The sequence below is a fragment of the Bradyrhizobium sp. IC4060 genome (assembly GCF_020193715.1).
Taxonomy (GTDB): Bacteria; Pseudomonadota; Alphaproteobacteria; order Rhizobiales; family Xanthobacteraceae; genus Bradyrhizobium; species Bradyrhizobium yuanmingense.
This window is the reverse complement of the sequence record NZ_JADYVJ010000025.1, coordinates 33460-45261: the sequence shown is the minus strand read 5'-3', so window position 1 is coordinate 45261 and position 11802 is coordinate 33460. Positions and strand designations below refer to the sequence as shown.

At 58.6% G+C, this 11802-nt stretch carries 10 protein-coding genes; 5 read left to right on the top strand and 5 right to left on the bottom strand.

Annotation, left to right across the window (positions count from 1 at the left end; translation table 11 throughout):
- Positions 1–281 precede the first annotated feature (281 nt).
- Positions 282–704 carry a hypothetical protein gene (locus I6F16_RS35920; protein WP_225174572.1) on the bottom strand — a complete coding sequence of 141 codons (423 nt, stop codon included), beginning with the start codon at positions 702–704 and terminating at the stop codon, positions 282–284.
- Between the two features lie 249 nt (positions 705–953).
- Here I6F16_RS35920 and I6F16_RS37885 point away from each other — a divergent pair, with 249 nt between their 5' ends.
- From I6F16_RS37885 to I6F16_RS35900, 5 genes are all read left to right on the top strand, one after another.
- Positions 954–1226 (top strand): trehalose-6-phosphate synthase, encoded by a 273-nt coding sequence (locus I6F16_RS37885; RefSeq protein ID WP_346656623.1) that lies wholly within the window; start codon positions 954–956, stop codon positions 1224–1226.
- Positions 1187–1957 (top strand): trehalose-6-phosphate synthase, encoded by a 771-nt coding sequence (locus I6F16_RS35915; protein WP_249785733.1) that lies wholly within the window; start codon positions 1187–1189, stop codon positions 1955–1957. Before I6F16_RS37885 ends, I6F16_RS35915 begins: the two co-directional genes overlap by 40 nt.
- 1116 nt (positions 1958–3073) lie before the next feature.
- Positions 3074–5479: a prolyl oligopeptidase family serine peptidase gene (locus I6F16_RS35910; RefSeq protein WP_225174571.1), complete on the top strand. Its 2406-nt coding sequence runs from the start codon at positions 3074–3076 to the stop codon at positions 5477–5479.
- A gap of 459 nt (positions 5480–5938) precedes the next feature.
- A complete protein-coding gene (locus tag I6F16_RS35905; RefSeq protein ID WP_225174570.1) occupies positions 5939–6145 on the top strand; it encodes a cold-shock protein in 207 nt (68 codons plus the stop codon).
- A gap of 700 nt (positions 6146–6845) precedes the next feature.
- The gene (locus tag I6F16_RS35900; RefSeq protein WP_225174569.1) at positions 6846–8948 is read left to right on the top strand and encodes a prolyl oligopeptidase family serine peptidase; all 2103 of its coding nucleotides are present in this window, start codon (positions 6846–6848) and stop codon (positions 8946–8948) included.
- 63 nt (positions 8949–9011) lie between these two features.
- Here the strand turns inward: I6F16_RS35900 and I6F16_RS38310 are convergent, their stop codons facing one another.
- From I6F16_RS38310 to I6F16_RS35880, 4 genes are all read right to left on the bottom strand, one after another.
- Entirely contained in the window at positions 9012–9110 is a 99-nt protein-coding gene (locus I6F16_RS38310; RefSeq protein WP_346656622.1) for a hypothetical protein, read from the bottom strand.
- A 394-nt stretch (positions 9111–9504) separates the two neighbouring features.
- Positions 9505–9741, bottom strand: coding sequence for a hypothetical protein (locus I6F16_RS35890; RefSeq protein ID WP_225174568.1), 237 nt, complete (start codon positions 9739–9741; stop codon positions 9505–9507).
- 908 nt (positions 9742–10649) lie between these two features.
- Positions 10650–11072 (bottom strand): hypothetical protein, encoded by a 423-nt coding sequence (locus I6F16_RS35885; protein WP_225174567.1) that lies wholly within the window; start codon positions 11070–11072, stop codon positions 10650–10652.
- Positions 11073–11521: 449 nt separating this feature from the next.
- Positions 11522–11698, bottom strand: a complete 177-nt coding sequence (locus tag I6F16_RS35880) for a hypothetical protein (RefSeq protein WP_225174566.1) — start codon at positions 11696–11698, stop codon at positions 11522–11524.
- Between the last annotated feature and the right edge of the window lie 104 nt (positions 11699–11802).

Sequence of the window (11802 nt, the reverse complement as noted above, 5' to 3'; positions counted from 1 at the left end):
GCGCCGGGATCTGGCGCTGCGCTATGCCGATGGCTCCGCGCCAGCTCCCGTCGCTACCACCGCCCAACTGGGCAAATCCAATGGCTTGAGCGAACTCAGAACTGGATAAAATCTGGGGGCAAGGTCAAGCTTCCCGAAAGCTAGACCTACGATCCTGGGCAAGTGGAGATATTTCGGGGCTGATCTGCGACTGCAGCAAACGTAAACATCGTCAAACGGATTGCGAGATAGTTCGAATCCAAGACACGCTCGATACGGCAACGTTAGACCCCGCCAGCACATCAGCCGCCACCGGGCAAGATGAAACCATAGGTCAAACGGCCTTTGATCAGCACCTGGACGACAGACCGCAAGAGCAACAAGCTAGTGCAGGTCCTTCCGATCCCAGTGTATCGGACGAGGTGGAGGATCGCCCTGATGCTGTCAAGCAACAACCCGATTTGAAGCTTGTCGTCATTTCGAACCGCATTGCGCCGTTCGACCCCAATAAACCCCAGACCGGCGGGCTTGCCGCGGGTCTCGAGCCGGTGGTGGAACGCTCCGGCGCGGTTTGGATAGGCTCTTTTGAGACCCGCGGCGACGGGATCGAGCGGCCCCTGCCCTGGTGCCGACTGGTGCAGGCCACGTCGCGAGGCTCGATCTGCCGGCCGCAGACCATGCGGGCTACTATCGAGGTTATTCGAATTCAACGTTGTGGCCAGCATTGCACTCCTTGCCGGACCGGATGTCGGGCTCGGAAGAGGATTATGGCAGCTATCGAAGGATCAACGATTTCATCGCGCGCGCGGCTTTCGATGTACGAGATAGGGGCGCATTCTGAGTTCATGATTATCATCTGCTCCCGCTTGGGGCCGAGCTGAAAGGCCTGGGCATTGAGCGGCCAACCGGCTTTTTCCTCCATACGCCATGGCCCACGCCCGACATTAGAGTGCGTACCCAAACATCGCGAACTGATGAAATCGATGCTGAAGTACGATCTGCTCGGCTTTCAGACGAACCGGGATGTAGACAATTTCCTGGCCTGCCTGCGAACCCATTTCGGGCTCGAGAGTAAGGATGGCGTTGTGACCACGGAACGTTGCCAGACGCGACTTCAAAAATTCCCAATCGGGATCGATCCCGAGCAGTTCGCGCGTATCTTGCGGCAGACCTCTCTCCCGCAGAGCAAGAAAAAGTCTCGTCATTATTGCAAAAATTTCAGGGCGCCAAGTTTGCCATCGGCGTAGACCGGCTCACTACACGAAAGGCAGCCATAAACGGGTTCAATGAGCTTTTGACGAAGGAGCTGCTGAGCATCTCGCTGTTACAGATCGCCCCGTCCTCGCGCGCCGACGTCGACGAGTATCAGAAGTACAAGGAGGACGTGGAGAATGCGATCAACCATGTCAATGACGATCATGGCACCGACGAGTGGAGGCCGATCCACTACACGAATGACTCGTTCAGCCAGGCTGCACTCGCGCGTCTCTACCGCGAGGCACATGTAGGTGTGGTGACGCCACTGCAGGATGGCATGAATCTGGCAGCGAAAGAATATGTTGCTGCCCAAGATCCGGAGGATCCCGGCGTTCTGGTCCTATCGAAGTTTGCGGGGGCGGCTGAAGACTTCAATGAGGACGAGGCGCTGCTGGTGGATCCAAACGATCCCAAAGAAATCGCAGACGCTATTTCAAGGGCGACCAACATGCCGCTTGAGGAGCGTGTCAAGCGTTGGCGGTCGATGATGGATAAGATTGAATCCTATACCATCCACGACCGGTCGGCAGACTACGTCCGGGAGCTGGACAAAAGCCGTGTCACCGTTCCGGCTGATCAGTGCCGGTCGCGGCTGGACCAACGTGGCTCAGATGCCGCTGTACCGGAACCATGCCGAGGCGCTGGCCACCTACAACGAGATCGACTCCCCAGATGTCGCCCTGAAGGAGGCTGCCCGTGCAGACGAGAAGAAGGCCTATGAAGCGCCTGGAGGCCCGACTAATGCACACACAGGGCAGACTCTGGGAGCTGCCGGTAGCCACAGCTTCGCTCAGTGGTCGTCCCGAACAAGAGCCCAGTGTCGGGGAGGATTGAGGTAGCACAGCACGGCAGATTACGGTGTTCTGCAGCAGCACAGAGGTACGATTCAGATCTTTAGCGCTGACGCGGTTCTTGCAGGTTGCGCAAGCCTGGGTGATGACCGGGAATGTTGAACGAGCTGCATCAAGGTATCACGGGAGTGATCAATAATGGAGCGGGCGGTGTGCAGCCAACGCGTTGTTCCGACCCTGTAAACGACACTTATACAAGTGGCGTCGGCATCAGCGAGCTTTTGGTCGTTCCGCGCCGGAAAGGCTGCCCGTTGCAATGGAGGCCCGCAAGCACCGTTAGCACAGAGTGGCTCGCACGCCTGGCGCCTGCCAAGCTGCTCCGCTAGCAACGGACGTTCTCGATCGACATCTCGCCCTTCGACCTTAGCGTGGTACGCCTTCGATGAAGGGCCACGGGCTCGTGCGCCCGTTGCCGCCGGTCGGGTCAGGACTGTTTGAGCCTGACCCTACCGACCAAAAGAACTGAATGATGACACCGTCGTTTCGTCATCTTATCGAAAGATTGGACCTGACCCGGCGCTTGAACCCGTTTGGTTGGAGCCTCGACCTCAAGACGCGTTGCTACTAAGAGCCGTAGTCCTTGCTTCTGCCCTCATTGTCTTGAGTGCAATCCCCTCCGAAAGGCGCTGCTCTTTGTCATGATGACCCCGTCGACAAGTCTGCAAAATGCACTCGCTCGAAGGGATCTACACAGGCGGGGGCATCCGTTCTTGGCCGCTGAAACCGAAAAGACCGGTGCCATCTAACGGACTGTCCGGCGGACACGTTGTCGGTGTCTGTTTGGCAACCAGTGTTGGGAAGCGGACATCGTACTGCAGCGGGAGCGCTTGAAACTTGCGACTCTTTAGCCGGCACGCAGCTTGCAGTGATGGGGCGGGACATAGCGCAAGCCGCGCTATGTCATGCGCTTGCGTGCTTTCCGCCGCTTCTGCTTGACGCTCCGCTGCCCGCGAGCGTGGCCGCTCGACCTCAGCCGCAGCAAATCCATGAAGACCTCACTCCTCGTCGCCACGCTGATTTCGATGGCCTGCTTCATCTCCACGACGCTTTCACAGGAGAAAACCGATGCGGCACTGACTGATGATCCATTCCGTTGGCTCGAGGAGATCGAAGTGCCAGCCGCAGTGGCTTGGGTTCGCGCCGAGAACGAGAAGACGCTCGGTGTGCTTCAATCAGATCCTCGCTATCGGCGCTTCTACGAACAGGCGCTCTCCATCCTGCAGAAGGATCGGATCGAAGATATTCCATTGAAAGGGCGCGGTTTGGAGCATTTCTGGCAAGACGAGAACCAGGTGCGCGGCGTCTGGCGCACCACGCGTGAGAGCGATCGTAGCCAAGCCCCAAAATGGGAAGCCATCCTCGACGTAGACGCCTTGGCCGTCGCCGAGAACAGAAATTGGGTCTTTCGAGGTGCCAGCTGCCTTCCGCCGGAAGAGCGCCTCTGCCTCATTAGTCTTTCCGATGGCGGCAAGGATGCCGTGTCGATACGAGAGTTCGATCGTACCGCGAAGACCTTCGTTGCGGACGGCTTTCATCTCCCAGAGGGCAAGCAGGACGTCAGCTGGGTCGATGGTGACACACTCCTTGTTGCACGGGGCTGGGGCGAGGGGACTTTGACGCAAGCCGGCTACCCCTTTGTGGTGAAGGAGCTTAAACGCGCTCAGTCGCTCAGCGAGGCTCGCGAGATCTTTCGTGGCGAGCCCACCGACAGTGAGGCGCAGCCCCTCGTGCTTCGTGACAACGACGGTCATATTCATGCGACCGGCGCGGTCCGCGCAATCAGCTCTTTCGAGTCCGAATATGTGGTCTTCCGCCCCGATGGGCCCGTCAAGCTCAATCTGCCGAAGAAGGCCGAGATCGTCACGCTCGCGTGCGGCCGTCTGCTTGTGAAACTTGACGAGGACTGGGCGCCGTCCGAGGACAACCGCTTCACGGCGGGCTCGGTGATCTCGTATGACCTCGACGAATGGAGGCAGGATCCGCTGCGCGCCAAAGCCTCGCTTGTCTTTCAACCTGGGCCCCGCCAGGCTCTGAGCGAGTTAACCGCCACAAAGAAGTTTTTGATCCTGACGATCCTTGAGAACGTTCAGAGCAAAGCGTTCGTTTATAAGCACGCTCAGGGAGCTTGGTCCGCGGCGCCGATACCGCTGCCGGAACATACAGGTGTCAGCCTGTCAGTTACCTACGATGAAGCGGACCGGGCCATGTTTACCGTCTCGAGCTATCTCGGACCAACGTCAGTCTGGTATTTTGATGCCGAAAGCAAAAGGCTTGAGGAATTGAAGAAGACACCGTCTGCCTTCGATGGGTCCGACCATGTCGTGGAGCAGCTCGAAGCCACTTCGCGTGATGGCACGGCAATTCCGTATTTTCTGGTGCGGCCCAAGAACGCAAGGTTTGACGGCGCAATTCCGACACTTCTCCATGGCTATGGCGGCTTCCAGGTCCCGCTTCTGCCATCTGATCTAGGGCCGGGGGGGGGGCGGCTTTGGCTCGAACAGGGCAATGCGTATGTCGTTGCGAACCTGCGCGGGGGCGGCGAGTTTGGCCCACAATGGCATCAAGCCGCCCAGGGGGCAACGAAGCAGACGACATGGGATGATTTCATTGCCGTTGCCGAGGACCTGATCCGCCGCAAGATCACGAGTCCACGCCGGCTTGGAGTAATTGGCGGCAGCCAGGGTGGCCTGCTCGTTGGCGCGGCAATCACCCAACGTCCCGAGCTCTTCAACGCGGCGATCATCGAGGTGCCGCTGCTTGACATGCTTCGATACACCAAACTGGGCGCGGGCGCCTACTGGATCGGCGAGTACGGTGACCCCGCCATTGCCGAGCAGCGTGCGTGGATCGAAGGCTACTCGCCCTACCAGAAGGTGTTGGCCGGCAAGACTTATCCCGCTCCCTTAATTCTTACCTCCACCAAGGACGACCGCGTGCATCCTGCGCGCACGGCCGCAAGGCTGCCGCGAAGCTCGCCGCGCTGGGGCAGCCTTACTTCTATTACGAGAGCATCGACGGGGGACACAGCGCCGCCGCCAATCTCATGGAACATGCGCGCCAACTGGCCCTTGAATACACTTATTTATCGAGGCGGCTTTGTTCTGAGTAAATTCGGTCGACGGGCTGATCGAAGCAGAAGAATAGAGACCATTGGCAATCTCAAGCGTCTTCACGGTGCTCAGCTGAATTCATCGAACCTAAGGCGAGAGGCTGATGAGCCGCCGGCGGCGCGACGAAGTTCGTCAGATGCGCAAATTACCGGTTTGAAAAGGCTCCACCGTTGCCGAGCGGGTTTGCTGGCTTCCCAAATACAAGATGACGAGCGGATAACTTGCCAGATGCGCTTCCTTCAGGATTGTCTCGGCAGACCCTGCTCGTTCGACAGGGCGTGACGTGCGGTGGACGTCCAAACACGAACAGCCAGAGCGCGGCCCTGCGCGCGTCTTGTGCTTGAGAGAGCATGTCAGGTAGCTTCAATGCAGGAATGCGCGGATTGATAAGCCTGCTCCAGACTGCGCAAAGGAGTTCACGGCCGCCCTGTTGTTCAACGTCGATGAAAACCATCCGCCGGCCCTGGATGAGCGCGGGATGTTCGAGGCTCCGCAACTCTTCTGTAAAGCCGGTGGTGAGCGACGAGTGGAGCGAAGGTCAAAACGTCATCTGGGCGGAACCTTCGAAGCGTCGTCGACGTCAGGCCGCTTTTGTCGCTTGCACAATGCGGCCGCAGCTAAGACCACGCGAAGTTCTGTGCGTCAAGTTCAGCAAATCGAGCACGTGGGCGTCTCTTGCCGACCATCTTTATGGCCGCGAGACTCTTCGCTAGATCACAACGGTTCACTATGGATGCTGCCGTGGCAATGGGTATTGTGAAGTGGTTCAACTCGACCAAAGGTTATGGGTTCATCAGGCCTGAGGACGGACGTCCCGATGTCTTCGTGCACATCGGTGCCGTCGAAAGGGCCGATTACACCACTCTCGAAGAGGGGGCCCGGGTAGGTTATCAGCTCAAGGCCGGGCGTTCGGGTAAGATGTCAGCTGAGGATCTCCGGGTTGGCTGATCCGACTCGCCTCCGGAAACTGCTCTCGCGTTGGGGTGCCGTTACATGGAATTGATCAGCAATTATCTCGGGTGGATCGCGTACGCGTGTCCTTTATCGCAGGCGCAAAAGCACAGCGCATCCCGAAATCCCTGCGCTTGGAAGGAGATAGATAAATTTGGCCCTCGCTTCACGTTGCTTTCCAGTGTCCCAATGAAATTAAGCTGGTAGTGTCCTGTTGCGATATCGTCAAATCAGTGTTCGCAGGTGTGCCATGAACACGGCCTTTTCTTGACGGCGATTTAGCTACTGCTCAACGAGCTCTTTTTGTCGCACGATGCCCGCTCGCAAATCACGATGCCAACACTTAGGCGGCTAAGAGCTCACACGCCCGCTACCCGAACGCAAGCGAGACGCAGCCCCCCGCAATATCGCACTGCTGATGCGGTTCCGCGGTCGAACCGCGGCCTCAAAGGACGATGCCGAAACGTTACTCGGCGGACACCTGATTGTCAGCTTCAGAGCCAATGTCGGGAAGCTGGCATGGCGATGCGGCACGATGCGGCGTAAACCTGCTGTTTGTCGGTGGCATGCTGCTTGCACAGATCAAGCTGCGGGCGGCGACACAGCGCGTGCACGATCGCAACACGTATTTCGCTACGTTCGCCCCCCCGCAAGAACTTGCGGGCTCGGCCTGCGTGCCTGGTCCGAGGATAGGCCAATGAAAAAGTCGCTTGTGCGCGCCGCGTTGCTCTCGCTGATGTGTTTCACAGTCGCGCTGCTCCACGGGCAGTCTGGTGCGACCGACGATCCGTTCCTCTGGCTCGAGGAGGTCGAGGGGCCCCGCGCATTGGCCTGGGCACAGGCCGAGAACGAAAAGACGCTCGGCTTGCTGCAATCGGATCCTCGCTACGATCGCTTTTACCGGGACGCGCTGACGATCCTCCAGGCAAAAGACCGGATTCCGTCCGTTTGGCTGAAACGGCAAGGTCTCGAAAATTTCTGGCAAGACGAAAGCCATGTGCGGGGCATCTGGCGGCGCACTACGCTTGAGAGCTACCGCGGCCAGGATCCCCGATGGGAGACCATCCTGGACATTGACGCGCTCGCTCTCGCCGAGAACAAGAACTGGGTCTACAAGGATCGCAGCTGCCTTGGGCAGCGCTGCCTCGTCAAACTCTCCGACGGTGGCAAGGACGCCGTGTCCATACGCGAGTTCGACAGCGAAGCCAAAAGCTTTGTTGCAGGTGGATTCCAACTGCCCGAGGGCAAGCAGAGCGTCAGCTGGATTGATCGTGACACCGTCCTTGTTGCACGTGACTGGGGCGAGGGGACGACGACCGAGGCCGGCTTCCCTTTCGTCTTGAAGGAACTCAAGCGCGCTCAGCCGCTCGATCAGGCGCGCGAAGTCTTTCGCGGCCAGCACACCGACCTCAGGACCTTGCCGTTTGTCTTTCGTGAAGGCCGGATGGATGTAACCGGCGTGGTCCGTCAAATCAACGGCTTCGAGCGGCAGTATGTGCTGTTCGGGCCCGCCGGGCCGATCGAGCTCGATCTGCCGAAGAAGGCCTTGATCGTCGGCATCGCGGGTGGTCGGCTGCTTGTGAAATTGGACGAAGACTGGATCACCTTCAAGGCGGGCTCAATGATCTCGTATGATTTGGCCGAATGGAAGCAGGATCCGCTGCGTGCGAAACCCTCTGTCGTTTTCCAGCCCAACTGCCGACAGGCACTCAGCGGATTTGGCAGCACCAGGAATTTCCTGGTCCTGACCATTCTTGACAACCTTCAAAGCAAGGCGTTCGTCTATAGGTACGATCAAGGTGCCTGGCATGCCACACCAGTCCCACTGCCGAAGGATGCGACCGTAAGCCTATCAGCCACTTCCGCGCAAAACGATGAAATGACGTTTACCGTCTCTAACTATCTCACGCCAACATCGCTTTGGTACTTTGATGCCGAAAGCAAACGGCTCGAGCTCTTGAAGACCGCACCTGAGACGTTCGACGCATCGAAGCATGTCGTGGAGCAGCTCGAGGCCACTTCGCGCGATGGCGCGCGGATCCCGTACTTTCTGGTGCGGCCCAGGAGCGCAAGATTTGACGGCTCGACCCCCACGCTTCTCTATGGTTATGGCGGGTTTCAGATTCCGCTTCTCCCGTCCTATGGAGGAGCTTTGGGTCGACTATGGCTCGAACAGGGCAATGCGTACGTCGTTGCCAACCTGCGGGGAGGCGGCGAGTTCGGTCCACCATGGCACCGGGCTGGCCAGGGAGCAACGAAGCAAAAGACATGGGATGATTTTATCGCGGTCGCCGACGATCTGATCCGTCGGAAAGTCACAAGTCCGCGCCGGCTCGGCGTGATCGGCGGCAGCCAAGGGGGCCTGCTGGTCGGCGCCGCAATAACCCAGCGCCCCGAGCTTTTCAACGCGGCGATCATAGGGGCGCCGCTGTTCGACATGCTTCGATTCACCTACTTGGGCGCGGGCGCGTCCTGGACCGCCGAGTATGGCGACCCGGCCATTCCCGAACAACGAGAGTGGATCGAGGCCTACTCGCCGTACCAAATGCTGGTACCGGGCAAGACCTACCCGGAGCCTTTCATTTTTACCTCCACCAAGGACGACCGCGTGCATCCTGCGCACGGCCGCAAGGCCGCCGCGAAGCTCGCTGCTCTCGGCCAATCTTATTTTTACTTTGAGAACGTCGATGGGGGGCACAGCACTGCCGCAAATCTCATCGAACGTGCACGCCGGCTGGCTCTGGAATACACTTATGCATCCAGGCGGCTTTGCCCCGAGCCACCGGAAGGCGCACCTTAAACATTGGTCAACGGTACCGTAGTCGTAAACTTCAGCTCTTCCATGCCAATGAACGAGCTAAAGTCACAAAGTCGAGCCGACTATCAGCTTCTTGTAGATCGCATCATAGACCTCTACGCTTGGCAACACCAGGCGGAGCAGATAATCGGTTTCGCCGGTCAAGCGATAGGCTTCGACGATCTCCGGAATGTCTGCAATCGCACGGCGGAATCCGAACTACCAGGTCGAAGCTTTCGAAGTAGTGCTCACCGTACGGATCGTTCTCTGGAGAAATCCGCTACGTGACGCAGGGCTTCGGCCTTTACGCACTCGGCTAGCTCTGCGACCCCGATTGTCATCATGACGTGGCCGCCGCGGAACGGTGCGCCGGAAAGCGTCGTCAGAAAGGCGATACTATTCAAGTGCTCCTCCGCGCTCTCGCTTCGGCAGGGTGCCATGTGGCGAGCACCGCAGTATGGACAATCATCGTCACATTGTGCGGGCCACACGCCGCTCCACTAATGGCTGCGCTCGTCGCAGTGGTAGTAGTTTCGGACCTGCATCGTCGACTCCTAGATCAAGCCGGCGAGCACAATTGCCGAAAGCACTGTCTGGCCGCCACACGCCTCGCAGAAACCTTGATCTTGATCGGGCCCCATATCGGCGTGTGGTTGCACCCTTCCGTCATGCAGATCGCGGGGCTGGCATCATTCAGGAGAGCTGCCAGCAGAAGATCGTTCAGGTCTTGGAAGCCTCTCTGGTCGCAAAACGTCACCAGCTTCTGAACTCTTTGAGCAAAAGAAATGTTGGACATCGTGTCCTCCTCGCTATGGGCACCCGACCGATTTCGGGTGCTCGATCACGAGGCGGACGCCGAGCGTCCATCACCGGGCGGGATTTAGAGTAAATGCCCCAGTCGACCGTATGGACGCTCGTCGCGAAGCCTCCGCCTCGCCACCGAGACCCGGACATGCTTGGCAAGTCCCGGGATCGCGGGGCGGAACGTCGAAACATCAAACTTTGGGCCAATATTGGCCGTTAAAGTCGGATAGGTGGAGAGGCGAATTCGTGTCAGATCGGCACGAGAAGTTCGGTCCGTGGAGAGCTTCGGTGCTGCCGCGTGCTGTTGTTGTCGACGCAGTGTGGCACGTTCACACCTCTCGGATTGCTGGATGACTGTCCGATCATAGAGATGTGTATCAGCCCAGTCTCACACATTTCGCACGCGCTGACTTTCACGGGGTCGTCGAGTGTTCGGTATTAAGGAGGAACACCGCTTTTCACATGTCTTCATCATCGGCAAAACGGGTACCGGAAAGTCGACATTGCTCGGACGATGGCGCTCCAAGATATCGAGCGCGGGCAGGGACTTGCGCTCATCGATCTCCATGGCGATGCCAGGATCGAATGCTCGGTGAAGCGGAAGGCTGGCGTGCTAACCAGCCATATTAGGGCGTGTACTCACAAACGCCGAAGCGGGGGTGGACCGCCGATGTCTGCTCTACGGCCGACAGCGGCGGAATGGCTGACATCCCTGAACCGCCGCTTAGGGCCAGAAGCGACAGTCAGAATGGAGCCCCTCGGTCCCCACCAAGCTATTGACGAAAAAAACTGTTCAATCTCGGCGCGCAGGCGCGGCGATCGGTCGTATCCGCTTTGGATGTTGTGGCTTAGCTGCTTTTCGATCGTTCGTAGTCGGGTGACGTTCATACTGACCGTCTTTCAACCAGCGCTGGACCTGATCTTGGTCCGGCTTCGCCTTTGTAACTTCGGCGTGCCATCCTTCACCGCTTCGCTAAGGTCGTACAACGTCACCGCGATCGGTCGCCGAAAATCGTCCGCCACGAGAGGTAGCTTCTCGGCAATAAAGCGGTTGGTTTCAATAAGCGTGCCACGCGCGAACGTTGCGACGACATTCAACATTGGGCCAGGTTTTCCATTCGCCTTGCGCAGCTCGTCATCAATCGCCCAAATTAAAGCTATCGAATCCCTGGCGCCCGGTCCTTCCCGCTCAATCCTATCCTCTTCGCGCGCGAGCAGGGGCAGACGCATCTGCTGGACGATGCTATTTGCGGCTACCCAGGCGGCGAACAGCGCGCCACCTCCGCCGATCAGGCCGGCCGCGAGGTTTTCGTGAGCGGCCATGATGCACCCGATCCACGCGACCCAGCGCCACCACACAGGGAACACGAAGCACACTCGCTGGTCCTTTGGCGCAAACGCGTGCGCGAAGGCGAGCAAACCGATTACGAAACAGCATAGGAGGAGGAAAACCGCGAAATTCGTCTTCCAGGGATTTCTGGCCATCCATCGGTACATGGGCGCGAGACTATCACACTTTTGGGGCGATCTTGTTCCCGTTCTTCCCCGCCGTCTGGCAGCCAGCCACTACAAGTCGCGCTAGAGACGCGACCGGCTGAATCACCGATCTTGCGGGATGGTTCCTATAAAGATAATCGGAGCCCCGCCCTTATGGAGATAAGGACGGGGGCTGCTTCCCTGCCCCCGGAGGGCAGCCGCACTGCCAAGAACAACTCGCTACGACGCAACGTTCGTTTCTCTCCGTGGCTGGCGTTCGGTGGACGGCCAGAGACTCACGCGCGTTCCTTTCGGTTCTTGCCGTCTCTTACGACGTTGCGCAACACAATTGCAGAAAGGCGCACAACCAGCTGTTTGAGACGAGCAATCTCTTGCTTGCAGTGTTCCAGGTCGTGCTGTTCGTCCGGCATCACCGATACTTCATGGCGATTTCCGTTATCGTCATTATTCATATCGCACCTCTTCCGACCAAGTGAGCGCGAACGAAGAGTCTCCCCGTGCCTGTCTCGCCAACCATTAAGGTCCAAATCAAGCGTGGCGCGTCGTCAGACAAAGT